Here is an 18,055-nt window from a genome sequence, read left to right as displayed (position 1 = left end):
ACATCAATAATGGCTTCATTTAATGTCAGCATACTTTTTGAAACACCACCGAAAATCGAAAAATCAATCAGCACTTGTTTCAAATGCCTTTTTTTCTTCGAGCCTTGTTTCGATCCAGAAATGACAATCGGTGATGTATATGACTCGATTAGCTGTACATGCAGAAATTATAAAGCTTGCTCATATCTTGAAAGTATCAGAGCAGCAATTGGATTTTTTACAGTCACTTGCACCAGAGAGTTTAAGACAATTTCGTTTTGCAATTATTGAGTTGCTGCAAGATCAACAAAAAACACGTTTTCGTTATTTGGCATCGTGGGTGAGTTGGTTACCCAATCGATTTAGTGTTTTCTTAGTAAAAAGATTTTTAGATCCTCTGATTGTGGCACAAATCGCCGTACATTTATCGACGGAAAATTTATATCAGATTGCGAAGCATCTACCTGCAGATACGCTTGCTGCTATTTCAGTGTATTTAGATCCGAGATTGGCGAGAGAGTTGTTGGTCTATTTTACGACACATCAAATTAAGGACATTGCCAATATTCTGTTGCAACAGCGTGATTTTGTCACCATGGGGCGTTTTGTTGGGATGTTAGCAGATGATGTTGTTCAAGATGTTGCGCAGATGATTGAGCAAGAAAGTGATCTGCTTGAGATTGCATTTTATATTGAATCTAGAGAACGCATAGATCATCTTGTTCATGTATTACCCAAAGTACGAATTGAGAAAGCACTTTTGATTATTTGTGATCCTGCACAACGGTTGGTTTGGCCCAAGTTATTGGCGTTGATGAGTCATATTGGTTATGAGTTAAAGCGTGATCTAGGCGATTTAGCTGTAAAACAAGGGGAAAAGGTCATCAATGCTATTATTCAGGCAGCGCAAGAAGATCAGTTGTGGGAGGATATGTTACCAGTGGTGGCATGTTTATCTGATCACGCTCAACGTTATGTTGCGAATCTACCCGCACTAAGACAGGCTGATATTATTCAAAGTATTGTGGCTGCAGCGGATCATTGTGAGTTATGGCCAGATATGTTGGTTGTTGTAAATTATATGCAAGATGAAGCAAGAGAAGCAGTTGCAAAAGCAATTGCACAGATTGATGAGGAGGTGTTACAAAACATTGCATATGCTTCTTTGGTTCGTTCTCAATGGAATGTCACTTTTGATGTTGTACGACGGATGCCACCGGAAAAACAACAGCAGTGTCAAAGGATTTTAGATGCATATATGCAAGAGTTGGATCTGGAAACTTATCAATATTTAGATCAATTGATGGATCATTATCAGATACAAGCACCAAGAATAAATAACATTTAGACATGGGGGAGTGTGTCTCGAATCGGGAGTAGTGTTTCTATTGCATGTTGATATCCTCGTTCGACCAGTTCATCGAGTTTATTCCAGTCAAACATGCCAATACCTTCGATGGGCATACGAATATGTAAATGAGCGCGTTCAATTGCGGCTGTTTGAATCATGGTGTCGCTTGCCAGAGTTGCAGTACGCATTAAAATTTCAGCGAGTTTAGGTGCTGGTAATAGCTTATCTTTAATTAGTTTATTCCAGTTGAGTAAGGCACTTTGATCAGGTTCATCTAAACCAATTCCTGGGACACGAATGTCATCATTTAAACTGACATTGCTTGCGATAATTGTTCCTCTCTCGAGGTTTTGCATTACATCGGTAGGCAGATTGTTGATCACACCACCATCACATAATAAATTTTCATGCCATGCGACAGGTGGAGCAACACCTGGAACGCTCATACTTGTGCCCACCCACGTTGCAAGTTCTCCTTGATCATGGATGACGGCTTGGCCAGTAGATAAGTTGGTTGAAATACAATAATAACTTTGCCTGAGCTCTTCGATCCGACGTTGCCCAAAGATAGCTTGGAGTCGACTATGGAACCTTTGACCACGGATTAGCGACACTCTAGGCATGGTATAGTCATTTAAATAATTTCGGGCTACAAAAGTCTCATAGGCAATATGGGTCATTTCGACACTATCAAAACCGCATGCCACTAAGGCTGCTACAAATGCGCCCATACTTGTTCCACCGACGATATCAATCGGAATATGCAGTTGTTCCAATGCGCGTATGAGACCAATATGTGCAAAGCCGCGTGCACCACCTCCACCTAGAACCAGTCCGAGTCCTTGGCTTGAAATCTGTCGAGCCACAGCACTGATATCAGCCCGTGCCCATGGATGGACAAAATAATGAGCACGGGCTCGATAGAGCCGTTTCCATTCTAGTGTATGTGGAGAGGGATCACCCTCCGAACGTAATAAAACCAATTCAATTGGACTTTGCCATTGATGTTGATTTAATACATCCACTAAGGGGGTGTGTATTGGCGTTAAATTTGCTTCGGCGAGAATTAAAATACGGTCTGCTTGATGTAAACAACGCTTTGCCCATTCATCAGAATGACTGTGGGCTGCGTATAACACATAACAATGCTTTTCTTCTAAACTGGCTAACCATGAACGTAATTTTAAATCATCAGCACTGTAATCCAAGGGTGTTTGGCTAAAGCCACTGCCAAATAATGCATCTACATGCGCTGCTGTAATAAGACGAACATGTGGCCAACGTTGCAGATGTTCAGTTAGTTTTTCGGCAAGATGAATTGCGGGTATCTGCGGTGCTGCGGGAACAATTGATAATGTGCGGCTATGGCTCATTGCATGGGTATGTTGTAACTCTGGTTGTGAGCGAGCAATGATTAATCGAGATAGCGCCAATAAAACATTTGGATGCTTGTAGATAAAATCAATAAACTGTTGTTGAGGTATAGCCAGTAGAGCGGTATCTCGTATTGCATGCACTGTACCGTGATGGGGATGTTCGGAAATAACACCCATTTCTCCGATGATTTCGTGATGTCCTAAGTAGGTTGACAATCCAGTTGTGGACGTGAGTTTGAGACGTCCATAGACAATAATATACACATGATGTGCTGGATCATGCGCTTGATAAAGTCGCTGACCTGTATGTAAATATTTGATTCTACATTCACTTGCTAGGCCTTGCAGTACCGCATCATCAAGCTCTGCAAGTATAGTGACCTTACGGAGTGTTTTAATAATATCCATATATTTAAAATTATCGTTATTTTCTATTTATTTAATAAATACTGATCGCGTATTGCAAGTCTGGTTGAGTAAATTAGCAGGGCATTTGTAGGTGTTTTTGTATGTTGGTCGGGTGATTGAATAAAATCCAATAAAAAAGCCAGTTCATTTTTGACTGGCTCTTTTGGAATCTTTAAAGCTTATGCGATTTGGACAGGGATACAGTTTGCTGTGTGATTTACTGTATTGTCTGGGTTTGCATAAACTAAACGTGGTTTATGTGCATTTGCTTCAACTTCAGTAAAGTCACCAAAAGTTGCAATAATGACTAAGTCGCCTACATCCGCTTGATGCGCTGCGCCACCGTTGACTGAAATGATACCTGAGTCATCTTCACCGCGAATTGCATACGTAGTAAAGCGTTTGCCGTTAGTTACGTTCCATACGTGAATCTCTTCGTATTCACGAATCCCTGCTAAATCCATCAACACACCATCAATTGCGCAAGAACCTTCATAATGAAGTTCAGCATGTGTCACAACTGCACGGTGAATTTTACATTTTAATAAACGAGATAGCATGGCTAGCGTCTCCTGAGTAAGACCTAAGATGAATATCTTATGGTTGACTTGTCACGTTTTCCGCAGGCTATAGGCGGTTTGATGCGCATTTTGCGCCTAAATGAGCAATATGGCAAGCGTGATTGTTCAACAATTCAGTTCAAGGTTAAGCGGGTTTGTAAGCATTAATTTGATTCATGGCGAGTGAAACTTGTCCATCAACAAGTAGTTTCACCTTGGAAAGTGCATGATCAATAGCTACATCCATTAAGTGTTGTTCGCTGCTAGGTGCTTTATTCAGCACATGGCCTGAAACACGCTCTTTGGAGCCAGGGTGTCCAATTCCAATTCGTAAACGATGAAAATTAGCACCAATATGAGGAACGATATCACGTAGACCATTGTGTCCGCCGTGTCCACCGCCTGATTTCAAACGAATAACGCCAGGATCCATATCGAGTTCATCATGAGCAACGAGAATTGATTCAGGAGAAATTTGATAAAATTTAGCGAAAGGGGCAACACTTTGACCAGAACGGTTCATAAACGTTGTTGGTAATAATAAGCGTACGTCATGACCTTCAATCTGACCACGACCGCTGAATCCGTGAAACTTTGGATCTGCTTTTAAGGAAATACCATAACGGTCTGCAAGTTGTTCGACGAACCAAAAACCTGCATTGTGACGGGTCTGGGCATATTCCTTTCCAGGATTGCCCAAACCAACAATTAGCGAAATATTTGACACTAATTTACGCCTTTAACACTTATGCGCGTTTGAAGTCAGCGTGCATAGGTGTGTTTTTAGCTGGGTGACGTTGTAACGCTTGGATTTTAACGTTTTCAACTTTGTCACCGATTTTGATTTCGATAACTTCTTCAAAAAACGCATTGTTTTCTAAAGCTTTAACGATTTCACGAAGTTCTAAAGTAATTGCTACAGGCTCAGCGCTACCACCATAGATGATTGCTGGGATTTGAGCTGCGTGACGAAGGCGGCGGCTCGAACCTTTCCCTTGTTGTGCAGCTTCACGTGCTTGAGCATTTAATACGAAGTTTGCCATGGGCATATCCTCATTGGAGTTTAATGAACTAAACTTGCGACCAGTTTAGTGATAGAAAACCCTGCCAAAGGGCAGGGCTTGAAAAAAGCTGGGCTATTATAGATAACTATCGAACATAGCGCTAATAGATTCTTCGTTATTAATACGACGAATTGTTTCAGCAACCATGCTAGCAACAGAAACTTGGCGAATTTTACCTAAGTTCATTGCTTCATCTGAAAGAGGAATGGTGTCAGTGACAACCAATTCATCAATGACAGAATTTTGTAGGTTTTCAATCGCTTTACCTGATAAAACAGGATGAGTTGCATAAGCAATAACGCGGCGTGCACCAAATTGTTTAAGTGCATCAGCAGCTTTGCAAAGCGTTCCTGCGGTATCTACCATATCATCAACGATGACACAGTCACGATCTTTAACATCACCGATCAAATGCATCACTTGTGACTCATTTGCTTTTTGGCGACGCTTATCAATAATCGCTAAATCGATATCACCTAATTGTTTGGCAACAGCACGTGCACGAACAACACCACCAACGTCAGGTGAAACCACCATCAAGTTATCATGTTGTTGTTGACGTAAGTCAGCAAGTAATGCTGGTGTACCGTAGATGTTATCAACAGGGATATCAAAGAAACCTTGAATTTGGTCTGCGTGTAAGTCAATCATTACCACACGGTCAATCCCAACAGTTGTTAGCATGTCAGCTACAACTTTAGCTGTGATTGGTACACGAGCAGAACGTGGACGACGATCTTGGCGTGCATATCCGAAGTAAGGAATAACCGCCGTAATACGACCCGCACTTGCACGACGCAAAGCATCAGCCATGACCAAGATTTCCATCAGGTTATCATTGGTTGGCGCACAAGTAGATTGAACGATAAAAACGTCTTTACCACGTACATTTTCAGTGATTTCAACTGAAATTTCGCCATCAGAGAACTTGCTAACTGAAGCAGCACCTAAAGGGATATGTAAATGACTTACGACTTTTTGAGCAAATTGTGGATGAGCACTTCCACTAAAAACGACAAGATTGGGCATGAAGCACCTGAGCGAGGATTACGTGAAGCAACGCTTCACCCGAGCGCAAGAGAAAAATCGATGATTTTCCAAAGAGGGCTATATGAAGAATACTTCACCCAAGCGCTAAAGAAAAATTAAAAAATTTTCCAACGGGTAGTTTAAAAAGCAATCTATTATATGGCAGGGGCGGCTGGATTCGAACCAACGGATGGCGAGATCAAAACCCGCTGCCTTACCACTTGGCGACGCCCCTAACGTGCAACTTTGAAATGTCTTAACGGTGATTCTGTCAAACTGCTTACCAAGTAAGATTTACAAGGTGCATTTTTCAAGATTAACTCGATATTCATTTCATCAGTTACTTCAGTAAAAACACAAGCACCTGTACCTGTAAGCTTTGCTAGACCAAACTGATCTAAATATTGCATTGCTTCTTCAACTTCGGGATATAACGATCGAGCCAGAGGTTCAAAGTTATTTCCAAAACTGGAAGGTTCTAACTGATAGGCGCAAAATTTAGTGATCTTAGAGTCTCTTGTCAATGTTTTTTGTGAAAATAACAATTGAGTGCTGATAAAACAGTCAGGTTTTAGGATTATGAATTTTTTTTGAGCTAAGTCTATGAATGATAAATGTTCACCGATACCTTCAGCCCATGCATTACGTCCAAAAACAAAGATCGGTACATCAGCACCAAGTTGCACTCCATAGTCGGCAAGTTGTTGCTCATTTAAGTCACATTGCCATAGTTGATTCAGTACGATGAGTGTTGTCGCAGCATTGGAAGATCCTCCGCCTAAACCGGCACCCATTGGAATATTTTTTTCGATATGAATCTTCAAGCCACAAGGTTTTTTGGCATGTGGGCGTAATATTTGTGCTGCACGATAGATTAAGTTTTGCTCAAGTTGTACGTCTGCCAAGCCTTCAATTTGAATTGTTTCACTTACACAGGGTTCAAAACTCATCCAATCATATAAATCAATCAGTTGGAAAATAGTTTGTAGTTCATGGTAGCCATTTTCACGGCGACCTGTGATGTGCAGAAACAAATTCAGCTTGGCAGGAGACGGTACTTTAATCATATAAACATCTAGGTTATCGATTTTGAATCACCATTGTAATACGGTTTTCTTTATTTTCCTCAAGCGCTTGTTTGAGTAGTAGCTTGTTTGGTAATGTTTGACCATCATTGTAGCTAAAATCTACAGTCCAACCATCTTCAATGAGTTGTTTTAAGCGATTGCTTTCATCTCGTGTCATTTGAGCATGTAGAGTAGCGGGTTTGGCCTGTATCCAATGTGTGAGGTGCATAATTGGTGCTTGCCAACCTGTTGCTTTTTCCAAAAGTTCTTCAGGTGAACTTGCTGTGATTAAGCCTGTTTTAGAACTATTTAACGTGACTTCACCTGATTTTCCTTGAATTTGGGTTTTGCCGACACCTAGAATTCCTGTCAGTTCGATATCAAATTGATCTTGTTGTTGTATCCATGTGAAGAATGCGCTACCTGATTGTTGCGGTGTGCGAACCCCTATTTTTCCCTGTAAGCTAAAATTATTTTCATCTTGAACTTGTGGAGAAATGATCGTTTTTTTGGGTTGGCTCAGGTGTTGACAACCTGTTAATAGCAACACACTACTGCTACATAATGCGACGCATAATTTTGGAAAAAAACGCATGGATTTAACTCTTTTTTACAGTGACAGGTAAGATTAAGCTATCAAGTTGTTGTAATTGTGGGGCATTCGCATGTTTTTGTTTCAGTTGCTGTAACACATCGCTAAATTCGGTGAGTGAGCCTTGCATATAGAGTGCTTTAGCATAACGAACACCGATATTGATGTTTTGACTGAGTGAATATGCTTGTTCGAGTACATTAACTGCCGTATCAAAATCATTTTGTAGAAATGCAATATAGCCCAGTGTATCTAAAATAGAAGCTTGTTCAGGGGCGTACTCTAGTGCGAGTTCGGCATATTTTCGTGCTTCTTTGAGACGACGATTTTGCAGTGCCAAAGTATAAGCATAAGCATTTAGGTAAGTAGGGCTATTGGGTTCTATACGTAAAAGCTGTTTGAGTGCTTTATCTAGTTTATCACGATCGGTATAAGGATCGAGCAGTAAAACCTCTGCGTAAATGAGTTCCGGGTCATCAGGAATATTTTTAATCGCCTCATCAAGTAAGGCTAGAGCAGCCGCTTTATTGTTCATTTTCTTTAAGATATCAGCCTGTGCTTGATATAAGAAACTGGCATGTTGCGGATAGTTAACGCGCTCTTGGGTCAAAAATCTTAAAGCGTCATTGAGTTGCTGCTGCTGTTCAAAAATCGCAATCATATTGCGTCTGGAGACGATATATAAGTTGCCATCGACCAAGCGATAATAAGCTTTGGCTGTTTCATAATGCTGTTTACGCTGCGCGTTGATGGCGAGATAGTAATAGGCTTCGTTTTGATACTTTTCAGACGTGCGTAACTCAACCAAATATTGCTCAGCAAGTTCGTATTGCTTTAAATCGATACTGGTTAAACCTGCAATAAATAAAGCTTCTTCAGCATGAGGATGGTCTTTAATTATTGCTTGAAGCTTATCAAAGGCTTGCTGCTGTTGATTGATTTGAATGTAATAACGTGCTTCTGCTAAGCGAACATCCAAATTATTTTTATTTTTACGGCTAGCGCGTGCTAACCACTTTTGTGTGGCTTCTTGGTCTTTTAAAGCCATTAACAAATTGGCTTTCATTAAAATAAAACTTGTTGATTTAGAACGTTTGCGTAGGGCACGGTTGATATTTTTCAGTGCTTGTTCGTACAAGCCATCTTGAGCTTCCAGACCTGCAATCAGTGCCAAAATAGAAGGATTATTTTTTTCTTTACTTGCGCGTAATGCATTAAGCAGAATTTCACGATCTTCTGCTTGCTCTGGTGCAATCCCTGCAAGTATTTGTTCTAAATCAGCCGTAGGGTCAATATTTAAAATTTTATCAAGGGTTTTTGCCGCGAGTTCGTATTCATGGGTTTTTAAAGCGATGTGTGACAAGTAAAATAAAGCGGGAACGTCTTTAGGTTCTTGTTCAACCCAATGCGTTGCAATGTCTAAAGCTGCTTGCAAATCATCATATTCAAGTGCGATATCTAGCGCACGCTGTTTGATCGTGGTTGAATTGCTGCGAATCGCAAGTACAGTGTAGTTATGTAGTGCTGTTGGAATATCATCATAGGCGAGCGAAAACTCAGCAACCATGCTCTGTTTGAGGGCATATTCAAAGCTCTGATCGGCATACATGTCGTGTATTGCCTGTGCAGAGACGTACGCGCTCATACTACCTAACAATAAGATTGTGGTAGAATACCGTCTAATCGTCTTGCCGCTAAACTGGATACGGCGATATAGCTGACGCAATTTTTATTGATCCAAAGTAATGCTTTTTATGACACCGATGTTGCACAATAACATAAATTTAGCGAAATGATGATCTGATATGTCTTTCTTTGCATTGGGTGTCAACCATCAAACAGCTTCTGTCGAACTCCGTGAGCAAATCGCTTTCAATGCAGAGCGATTGGAAGCGTTATTGCTTGAGCAAAACCAACATCCTGCATTGAAGGATATGGTGGTGGTCTCGACATGCAATCGTACAGAAGTTTATGCCATGACGGAGGATGCAGATAGCATCCTAAATTGGCTCGCCCAAGTGAATAATATTGATGTTAAACAGTTGATTCATCATGTTTATCGTTACGAGAATGCTCAAGCCGTTACGCATTTAATGCGTGTTGCAAGTGGTTTAGACTCACTGATGTTAGGAGAGCCGCAAATTTTAGGGCAGGTCAAAAGCGCTTTGGCTTTATCTAAAGATGCAGAGACCGTTTCTCCTGAATTGAATGGGATTTTTGAATACGCATTTTATGCAGCAAAACGGGTCCGTTCTGAAACTTCAGTGGGTAGTCATGCCGTATCTATGGGCTATGCAGTGGCGCAGTTAGCAACACAAGTGTTTAGTCATCCGGAAAAGCTGACGGTTATGGTGGTTGCTGCTGGAGAGATGAATAGCCTTGTTGCTAAACATTTGGCTGAAATGGGGGTTGCAAGGATCATCATTTGTAATCGTAGCCGTGAACGAGCAGATCAACTGGCACAAGAAATCGCGCATCAAGTTGAAGTCGAAATCATTCCTTTTGTAGAGCTGGCGCAAAATTTGCACAGGGCAGATGTGATTTCGAGTTGTACAGGCAGTTTGCATCAAGTGATTGAATATAAACATGTTAAAAGTGCGCTAAAGAGTCGTCGCTATCAACAAATGTTAATGGTAGATTTGGCAGTTCCTCGTGATATTGATCCTAAAGTAGAATCTTTGGATAACGTTTATTTGTATGGTGTTGATGATTTACAGAGCGTGATTGATGAAAACTTAGCGCAACGACGTCAAGCAGCTGTTGAGGCTGAATTTATGGTCAATCAATTGGCGACCCAATTGATGACCCAGCAAAAAGTGAAAGAGGCGAGTGGTACGATTCAGGCTTATCGTCAACACAGCGAAGAGATTAGTCAAAAAGAATTAACTCATGCTTTGGACGCTTTACAACATGGACATGCAGCTGAGCAAGTATTACAAGAGTTTGCGCATCGTTTAACCCAAAAACTTATGCACCCGACTTCGATTTTATTAAGAGAAGCTGCTAAAGCAGAAAATCCTGATTATTTTGAATGGCTACAGCAGCATCTACAAGATGTGTTTGAGCATGAACGTAAGCCGAAGCGATAACTTCTATTTTTATAGTATAGTAATGTCATTTTATGATTTTATTTAGTTTTATTGCTTGAACATAAATAATGTTTAGAAAATAGCATTAATTGTCAGAAAATAACAAAAAAAAGAGCCTCAAAAAAATATGATTAAATTATCAAATAATGGATGAAATTATTTTTACAATCCCTTATATATTATAGAGTTGATATATGGGGGTAAAGCTGGATTATTGCTAGGGATAATGGTGGATTTTGAATGTATCAAAAACTCATCTTGGTTTGAAAAATAATATTTGATGATGACTCTTGAATGGGAACTTTATACATCAAATTGTTTTAATTAAGAAAAAGTAAGTTTATAAAACTAAAATTGTAAGGAAATATAGATGAATATCATGCTAAGACTCATACCCTGTCTGATGGTTGTATGGGCAGACTTCGCTTTTGCACAGGATTGTATTTCTTTAAAAAAAATAGAGGAAAGCCGTGTAGAAACTATAGAAAAAGCCCATCAAATTGAGAGTGGATCTTGGTTTAAAGAATATATTTGGGATAAATCCAAATTTTCTGCGGCATATACTTATGGCTCAAAAAGAAGTTTTGAAGACCCAAATGGTAAAACCTGGAAAGATAATTCTGAACATAAAGGTGAAATGAAATTAATTTATGAAATACCATTAAATATACGTTATCAAAATCAAAAGAAACTATTAACTAATGATCGTTTGAGACAAGCAGCTTTACACAAGACTCAGCTTGACTCTGATAATGCTATATTAGAATGGCGTATTGCTAATAGTATGCTTGAACGTAAAAAGCTTGATTTATTAGATAGAAAGGATAAGCTATCATTCAATGAAAAAAAGATTGCTGAATTGGAGATTGAAGAAGCAAAATATAGAGTTGATAAATTAGTCAATCAGATTAAAAGTTTAAATGGTATTTTTAGTAAAGCTGATCTTTGCATCTAATAAAAAAAATTTTAATTTTATATACTATTTATCTAGGGGGAGTGGGTTAGTTGTTTTACAGCCCATTTCTGGATTTTTATTTCATATAACAATCATATCTTGACCATATGTGTATTTGAAAATATAACTGAATAAAAATTTTGTAGAACTATTGTTTATGGTTTAAGAAATAAAAATACTATTATAATTCTAAGACAACAACTTCAAACTAATTTGCTTCGTTAACTCATTTAATTGTTGGCGTAAATTGCGTGATTCTATCAGAGAGATAGGTGATTTAAGTTTGAGCCTTAAATATTTTTCTTGTAAATTTAAAGAGAAGTCTCTCGCTAATTTGTCGGCCACTTCTGGTGCTTCAGTCAACGACTCAATGTTGGTACGTTGCATAATATCTGCAAGCTCATGGCTATAATGACTACATGCACCGAGTACATAATAAGTTGCTAATTCCTGATCATCGGGTAGATCATCAAATACAATATTTAATACAGCTAAGATCTTCGCCAATAGCTCATTTTGATCGATGACTGCACGCAGCTCTTCAAAGTGGATATAAAGAAATGGGTGGTGCATCAAGATTGCTATTGCAAAATCTTCATCTTTAGTATGGATATTAAAAGATAAAGATGCATCATGGCTAATTTGTGGGGTAAAGCGTTTGCCTAGACCCAGTTTTTCGCGGAACGATTGAGTGAGCAAATAACGAAATGAGCCTTGCTTAGGGAGTAGCTCGGTCAACTCACGGAGTTCACCCATGACTAAGCTTTTACCTTCAGGGGTGCTAATATCGTGCTGCCCTGTTAAATGAGCAAATACAAAATCAGACAATAATGGCGCTTGTTGTAGCAATTTTTGGAAATTTTCCAAACCCTCTCGACGAATCAGCGAGTCCGGGTCGTGTTCATTGGGGAGTACAAAGAATTTTAACTCACGCCCATCATTAAGTAAGGGCAGTGCAATTTCTAAAGTTCGTCGAGCTGCTTTTTGTCCCGCCGCATCACCATCAAAAGCGATGGTAATACGAGAGTTTTGTTTAAACAAGGTATTCAAATGGTCTGCATTACTTGCTGTTCCAAGCGTTGCGACAGCGCCATTGATGCCGTATTGCTGTAGGGCAATTACGTCCATATAGCCTTCAACCATCAACCAATCATTGGCTTTGAGTTTACGCCCCTCATATAAACCATAAAGCAGTTGGTTTTTATGGAAGACTTCTGAATCAGGGGAGTTAATGTATTTAGGCTTAATGTCATCATTCAACGCACGTCCACCAAAACCGACCACACGACCTTTATGGTCACGAATCGGAAAAATTACACGATCCCGTAATAAATCAAAATCTCGACCACTGTCACTAGAGCGAATCAATCCAATTTGTTTTAAGCCTTCTATATCCTGAGGAAATGCTTTTTCTAAGTGTTGCCAATCCTCTGGTGCATAACCTAAACGCCAGAATTGAATGGTTTGAGCCGATAAGCCACGGTGTTTGAAATAATTTTGCGCTTTTTGGCTATGGGGAAGTTGACGCTCATAGAACTGTGCCACATTTTCCAAGAGGTCATACAGGTTGCCTTCTTGCACTTGTTCATCCATGCCGAAGCCTGGATCGAATTGTGCAAAGGGATCGTCCATAAACCGATCCATATCAACAAAATGCTCATCCATGGGTTCATGAATAGCGTGATTTGTTGTTGATGGGGGAGATATCTTTTCAGGCGGAGAAGGTGGCGTCTGAGGGCTACGTTTATAAGAGAGTTTTTTGTTGTCGTGATTATCTTTGGGTAATTCTATTCCAGTCTGATTAGACAGATCCTTCATCACGTCGATAAAGTTACGACTGTCAATGTCCATCAAGAAACGAATCGCATTTCCATTGGCTTGGCAGCCAAAGCAGTGATAATACTGTTTATCACGATAGACATGGAAGGATGGTGTTTTTTCTTGGTGAAAAGGGCAACAGCCAGAATATGTTCGTCCAGTTTTTTTCAATTTCACACGTTGACCAATCAAATCGACGATGTCGGTTCGATCTAGGATTTGATCAATTGTATGCTGTGGAATTGCCATGAGAGGTTACCATTTAAAACTGGGTAGAGCATTTGGAAGAATGCATAAATGTTCTTTATCATTGTTGCATAAAATGAAAAACAGGCAAGGATTAACTTGCCTGTTCGCATAATGAGATCAGGTGGCGTTGACATTTTAACCATGCATTACGTTATAGACTAAAACCACACACCCGAACACTTAGAAATTAATTCGCTGCATCTTCTTCGCTGCTTTGCTCAGTTTCTGGTTTATCAAATAATCCGAAACTTAAACGGTTGGTTAAGCTACGACGAGGTGGTTCGATTTGAGTCTCGTTATTTTCAACTTCAATGTGTTGAGATTCACGCCCCAATAAACCTAAGGTTGCACGGTTAACCCAGCTGCCTTCTTTACGTGCAGCACGAAGATTAACTTCACCATTTGATTTGACTAGATTTGGATAATTGAGCTTAAGAATCTCAATATATTGTTGGGATGTTGCCTTATCCCCAAGTTGTTGATAGCTATAAGCTAAAGTTGCTAATGCTTCAGGTGTTTGTGGGGTTTGAGGATAATACTCAAGAACCCATCGAGCACGTTCAGCCGCTGCTAACCATGCTTTACGTTGAATATTGAAGCGCGCAGCATTCATTTCACTTTCAGCAAGTTCTTGACCGATATATTTCATGCGTTGCGCAGCATCAACAGAATATTGGCTGCTAGGGAAACGACGAATCAAATCAACGAAATTTTGATAAGCAACTTTAATGTAGCTTACGTCACGATGCGCCTGTTTCAATGAAGTATAACGAATTAAGCTATCGTAGTTCATTTCCATATTCGCAACACCACGAACATAATAGGCATAGTCTACGTTAGGATGCTGTGGATTTAAACGAATGAATCGATCCGCAAGTGCAATCGTGCCTTCATAATCTTTCTGTTTAAATTTTGCGTAGAGAAGTTCAAGTTGTGCTTGCTGGGTATATTGTCCAGTTGGGAAGTAAGTATCTAACGCTTCTAATGATTTCACTGCGTCAGTATATTGATTGCGTTCAAGAGATTTGAGTGCTTTTTCAAAATAAACTTGTTCACTTGATTGTGGTCCTTTATCAACCACTTCTTTCTTACTCGGATTGCTGCTACAGCCCACAAATGCAGATGCTACACCTAAAGAAAGTGCGAGCACTGTAATTTTATAACGTGGTAGCGACATAAAAACTCCTCTGTTATTCTGGGCAATAAGCTACAATGGTACTATTAAACCATTTTTGTACCGATCATCAAATGACTTCAGCACAATCTTCCAATTCAAACTTCTCTGAAACAGATTTCTTACTCGAAGATTCTGTCGATGCAGATAATCATAATTCTGACTCAACTGCAACACGTTTATCGTTGCAAGTTCAACTCGATGAAAACTATTTAGGTCAACGCATTGATCAAGTCGCTGCGCTGGTGTGGAATGAGTTTTCTCGTGAAAAACTTAAGCAATGGATGAAAGATGGGCATCTGTTAGTAAATGGCAATATTGTAAAACCCAAGTACCGTTGTGAAGGTAATGAATTATTAACGCTTGAAGTTGAACTCGAGGCACAAACATCCAGTCAGCCTGAAAATATTCCCTTAAATATTGTCTATGAAGATGACGATATTATTGTGATCAACAAAGACGTGGGAATGGTGGTTCATCCAGGTGCTGGTAATCCGACAGGGACTTTGGTGAATGCTTTACTTTATCATGCACCAAAACTTGCTGAGCTAGCACGTGCTGGTTTGGTTCATCGTATTGATAAAGATACCAGTGGACTATTGGTCGTTGCTAAAAATTTAGAAGCCCAGTTTTCATTGAGTAAACAATTAGCCAAAAAGACAGTTTACCGTGTCTATGACCTTGTGGTGTATGGAAATATTATTGCAGGTGGCACCATTGATGAACCGATTAAAAGGCACCCTGTAGACCGCGTCAAAATGGCAATCCTGCCTGGTGGTCGTGATGCGGTAACACACTACAATGTGAAAGAGCGTTTCCGTGATTTCACTCGTGTTCAAGCGCAATTGGAAACAGGGCGTACCCATCAAATCCGTGTACACTTTAGCTATTTAGGACATGGGTTAGTGGGAGATCCTGTGTATGTCAATCGTGTGCGCTTTCCAGCTGGGGCCTCAGCTACGTTAACTGATATGCTTCGTGGCTTTAAGCGTCAAGCGTTACATGCTGCAAAATTGGGCTTAGTCCATCCGCGTACAGGTGAGGACATGATGTTTGAAGCTCCTTGGCCAGAAGATTTTACTCAGTTGGTTGAAGTTCTTCGTAGTGAAAATGAAGCCTATTAAGTAAAGCTCCCTTTTAATCAGAGGGGGCTTTGCCTCCCTTTCAAAAGGTGAGCAATATATTTTGCATGGGAAGGGATTTTATGGAGTTTGTACAGGGTTTGCCCAAAGGTATTTTTGTTGGTCAAACGCGTATTGGAAATGACCAAGCGATTGCAACATCCAATATAAATTTAGCTGGATTTAATTTGGCTTTACATGTCAATGATGATGCACAGCGTGTGCAACAACACCGTATGTTTTTGTTAAATCAATTTTCAGAATTTGGTGTCAATAAGCTGACGTGGTTGACTCAAACCCATAGTACGATTTGTCATACTGTAAATGAACAAATTTCATTTATCTCACTTGAAGGTGATGGTCTTGTCACGCAACGCAAAGGTCATGCACTCATGATGATGACTGCCGACTGTCTACCTGTAGTTTTAGGCAATGCTGAGGGGACAGAAGTTGCCAATTTACATGCAGGTTGGCGTGGCTTGGCGAATGGTATTGTTGAAAATACGGTTACTCAAATGCAATCTTCGCCAACATGGGCATGGTTAGGAGCGGCTATCAGTCAACCTTGTTTCGAGGTTGGAGCTGAAGTAAAAGCTGCTTTTTGTGATAAATATCCTGAATTAGAGTCTGCATTTATGGTAGGGCAAGTCGAGGATAAATATCAGGCAGACCTCTATGCGATTGCTCGATTTATTTTAAATCGTTTAGGTGTTGAAACCGTTTTGGGTGGGGGGCAGTGCTCTTATCAACAGGCGGATGAGTTCTTTTCACATCGCCGTAATAGTAAAACAGGACGAATGGCAACTTTTGTATTTATGCAATAAATTGCATTGTTTTCAATTGTGATTCGCCTTGCTTGTGCGAAAAATGTTAAACTTGACTCAATTCATTGGTTTTAAAAGTTTCCATGTTTGTTCTTGATTCTGCTACTCCCAAAGTTAAAGTTTGTGTGGTTTATCATAGCCCCTATGGTCATACTGCTAAAGTTGCACAATACATCGCTCAAGGCGCTGAACAAGCTCGCGCAGAAGTTCATGTGTTATCTGTGGCCGCTGTTCAGTGGGAGCTTTTAGATCAAGCGGACGTAATTGTGATGGGTTGTCCAACCTATATGGGAAGTCTGACGTCAGCTTTAAAACAGTTTATGGAAGATTCTTCGAAACGATGGTTAGCACGAACATGGCAGGGTAAACTAGCAGCTGGCTTTACCAATGGTGGTGGTCTAAGTGGCGATAAACTTGCAGTGTTGCAGCAAATTAACTTATTTGCCATGCAACATGGCATGTTATGGGCTGGTTTACCTTTTATGCCGACTGGACGTAGCCCTTTAGATATTAATCGTATGTCGAGTTTCTTGGGTTTAATGACGCAATCAGATAATGCGAGTGTTGAAGTAACTCCACCTGAAGGGGATCTGGAAACTGCAAGAAAGTTTGGAAAATACTTAGCCGAATTGAAGCTGAAACATTTTACTATTTAATAGTGCAATAAAAAACCTCCAATAGGAGGTTTTTACTATTTATGCAACATCCGTGCTTTATCACGTTGCCAGTCACGGTCTTTTTCTGTTGCGCGCTTGTCATGCAATTGCTTACCTTTTACTAAAGCAATTTCAAGCTTTACTAAAGGTCCTTTCCAATAACATGCTAAAGGTACACAAGAATACCCTTTTTGATTCACTGCACCTAAAAGCTTTTCTAACTCGCGGCGAGATAAGAGCAATTTACGTGTACGTGTTGCTTCAGGTACTACATGTGTTGAAGCAGATAATAAAGGCTGAATTTGTGAGCCAAATAAAAAAGCCTCGCCATTTTTAAAAATGACATAACTTTCAGTCAAGCTCATACGACCAGCTCGAAGTGATTTTACTTCCCAGCCTTGTAAGGACATGCCTGCTTCAAATTTTTCTTCAATAAAGTAATCGTGGCGCGCTCTTTTGTTTTGAGCAATCGTGCCACCATTATGTTTTTTTACAACAATCTTGTTCATCTCAACCTTTTGAAAATGAATAATTAAATTCTTGAGTTCTTTCGAGTTACCCGTTTAGTTACCCGTTTTAAAAGGCTCTTAATCTAAAAAGAAAGCCTGCATTTAGCAGGCTATCATATCAGAATTTTACTTGTGTTTTTCTACAACTAATTTAACACTTGATTCGTGCCAAAAGACTTCTTTCTCACTAACTCTAATTGGCTGCGGAATTTCACCCTTTTTAATCATTCGATC

General features: G+C 39.8%; 18 protein-coding genes and 1 tRNA gene. 6 read left to right on the top strand and 13 right to left on the bottom strand.

Features of this window, described 5'->3' with window-relative positions:
* Positions 1–139 precede the first annotated feature (139 nt).
* Positions 140–1,327: a hypothetical protein gene (locus tag HMPREF0023_RS15085; protein WP_017396781.1), complete on the top strand. Its 1,188-nt coding sequence runs from the start codon at positions 140–142 to the stop codon at positions 1,325–1,327.
* Here HMPREF0023_RS15085 and HMPREF0023_RS15080 read toward each other — a convergent pair.
* The 9 genes from HMPREF0023_RS15080 to HMPREF0023_RS15040 form a co-directional block, all read right to left on the bottom strand.
* Positions 1,324–3,114 carry a patatin-like phospholipase family protein gene (locus HMPREF0023_RS15080; protein WP_008942495.1) on the bottom strand — a complete coding sequence of 597 codons (1,791 nt, stop codon included), beginning with the start codon at positions 3,112–3,114 and terminating at the stop codon, positions 1,324–1,326. The two genes, HMPREF0023_RS15085 and HMPREF0023_RS15080, sit on opposite strands and share 4 nt — an antisense overlap.
* Before the next feature lie 179 nt (positions 3,115–3,293).
* The gene (panD, locus tag HMPREF0023_RS15075; RefSeq protein ID WP_004638150.1) at positions 3,294–3,674 is read right to left on the bottom strand and encodes an aspartate 1-decarboxylase; all 381 of its coding nucleotides are present in this window, start codon (positions 3,672–3,674) and stop codon (positions 3,294–3,296) included.
* Between the two features lie 145 nt (positions 3,675–3,819).
* Positions 3,820–4,401 (bottom strand): aminoacyl-tRNA hydrolase, encoded by a 582-nt coding sequence (gene pth / locus HMPREF0023_RS15070; RefSeq protein ID WP_005081501.1) that lies wholly within the window; start codon positions 4,399–4,401, stop codon positions 3,820–3,822.
* Between the two features lie 19 nt (positions 4,402–4,420).
* On the bottom strand, positions 4,421–4,717 hold the full coding sequence (rplY, locus tag HMPREF0023_RS15065; RefSeq protein WP_005081504.1) for a 50S ribosomal protein L25: 297 nt from the start codon (positions 4,715–4,717) through the stop codon (positions 4,421–4,423).
* Between the two features lie 96 nt (positions 4,718–4,813).
* Positions 4,814–5,767 carry a ribose-phosphate pyrophosphokinase gene (locus HMPREF0023_RS15060; protein ID WP_004638154.1) on the bottom strand — a complete coding sequence of 318 codons (954 nt, stop codon included), beginning with the start codon at positions 5,765–5,767 and terminating at the stop codon, positions 4,814–4,816.
* Positions 5,768–5,927: 160 nt separating this feature from the next.
* Positions 5,928–6,002, bottom strand: a tRNA-Gln gene (locus HMPREF0023_RS15055).
* The gene (gene ispE / locus HMPREF0023_RS15050) at positions 6,001–6,834 is read right to left on the bottom strand and encodes a 4-(cytidine 5'-diphospho)-2-C-methyl-D-erythritol kinase (RefSeq protein ID WP_005081506.1); all 834 of its coding nucleotides are present in this window, start codon (positions 6,832–6,834) and stop codon (positions 6,001–6,003) included. The genes HMPREF0023_RS15055 and ispE overlap by 2 nt, the downstream gene beginning before the upstream one ends.
* 13 nt (positions 6,835–6,847) lie before the next feature.
* Positions 6,848–7,429, bottom strand: coding sequence for a lipoprotein insertase outer membrane protein LolB (gene lolB, locus HMPREF0023_RS15045; RefSeq protein WP_005081509.1), 582 nt, complete (start codon positions 7,427–7,429; stop codon positions 6,848–6,850).
* A gap of 4 nt (positions 7,430–7,433) precedes the next feature.
* Entirely contained in the window at positions 7,434–9,152 is a 1,719-nt protein-coding gene (locus HMPREF0023_RS15040) for a tetratricopeptide repeat protein (protein WP_005091462.1), read from the bottom strand.
* Positions 9,153–9,231: 79 nt separating this feature from the next.
* Between HMPREF0023_RS15040 and hemA the strand changes: the two genes are divergently transcribed.
* Together hemA and HMPREF0023_RS15030 are read left to right on the top strand one after the other, a co-directional pair.
* Positions 9,232–10,515 carry a glutamyl-tRNA reductase gene (hemA, locus tag HMPREF0023_RS15035; protein ID WP_004638159.1) on the top strand — a complete coding sequence of 428 codons (1,284 nt, stop codon included), beginning with the start codon at positions 9,232–9,234 and terminating at the stop codon, positions 10,513–10,515.
* Between the two features lie 370 nt (positions 10,516–10,885).
* Positions 10,886–11,470, top strand: a complete 585-nt coding sequence (locus HMPREF0023_RS15030) for a hypothetical protein (RefSeq protein WP_005091460.1) — start codon at positions 10,886–10,888, stop codon at positions 11,468–11,470.
* Positions 11,471–11,659: 189 nt separating this feature from the next.
* On the opposite strand, the gene HMPREF0023_RS15025 is transcribed toward HMPREF0023_RS15030, so the two are convergent.
* Both HMPREF0023_RS15025 and HMPREF0023_RS15020 read right to left on the bottom strand, forming a co-directional pair.
* A complete protein-coding gene (locus HMPREF0023_RS15025) occupies positions 11,660–13,537 on the bottom strand; it encodes a DNA primase (protein WP_005091458.1) in 1,878 nt (625 codons plus the stop codon).
* Between the two features lie 187 nt (positions 13,538–13,724).
* The gene (locus tag HMPREF0023_RS15020) at positions 13,725–14,714 is read right to left on the bottom strand and encodes an outer membrane protein assembly factor BamD (RefSeq protein ID WP_004638161.1); all 990 of its coding nucleotides are present in this window, start codon (positions 14,712–14,714) and stop codon (positions 13,725–13,727) included.
* Positions 14,715–14,785: 71 nt separating this feature from the next.
* Between HMPREF0023_RS15020 and rluD the strand changes: the two genes are divergently transcribed.
* The 3 genes from rluD (at position 14,786) to HMPREF0023_RS15005 (ending at position 17,312) form a co-directional block, all read left to right on the top strand.
* Positions 14,786–15,835 (top strand): 23S rRNA pseudouridine(1911/1915/1917) synthase RluD, encoded by a 1,050-nt coding sequence (rluD, locus tag HMPREF0023_RS15015; protein ID WP_005091456.1) that lies wholly within the window; start codon positions 14,786–14,788, stop codon positions 15,833–15,835.
* 80 nt (positions 15,836–15,915) lie between these two features.
* Positions 15,916–16,656: a peptidoglycan editing factor PgeF gene (gene pgeF / locus HMPREF0023_RS15010; RefSeq protein WP_005081516.1), complete on the top strand. Its 741-nt coding sequence runs from the start codon at positions 15,916–15,918 to the stop codon at positions 16,654–16,656.
* Between the two features lie 83 nt (positions 16,657–16,739).
* On the top strand, positions 16,740–17,312 hold the full coding sequence (locus HMPREF0023_RS15005) for a flavodoxin family protein (RefSeq protein WP_005081517.1): 573 nt from the start codon (positions 16,740–16,742) through the stop codon (positions 17,310–17,312).
* Positions 17,313–17,347: 35 nt separating this feature from the next.
* Here HMPREF0023_RS15005 and smpB read toward each other — a convergent pair whose 3' ends face one another.
* Both smpB and HMPREF0023_RS17085 read right to left on the bottom strand, forming a co-directional pair.
* Positions 17,348–17,821, bottom strand: a complete 474-nt coding sequence (gene smpB / locus HMPREF0023_RS15000; RefSeq protein WP_005091452.1) for an SsrA-binding protein SmpB — start codon at positions 17,819–17,821, stop codon at positions 17,348–17,350.
* Between the two features lie 126 nt (positions 17,822–17,947).
* Positions 17,948–18,055: helix-turn-helix transcriptional regulator (locus HMPREF0023_RS17085; RefSeq protein ID WP_008942490.1), on the bottom strand; the 108-nt coding region annotated here is incomplete at its 5' end.

The organism is Acinetobacter sp. ATCC 27244 (assembly GCF_000156555.1).
GTDB classification, from domain to species: Bacteria; Pseudomonadota; Gammaproteobacteria; order Pseudomonadales; family Moraxellaceae; genus Acinetobacter; species Acinetobacter haemolyticus.
Note: the sequence above shows the minus strand (reverse complement) of the source record. Positions and strands in the feature narration are given on the sequence as shown.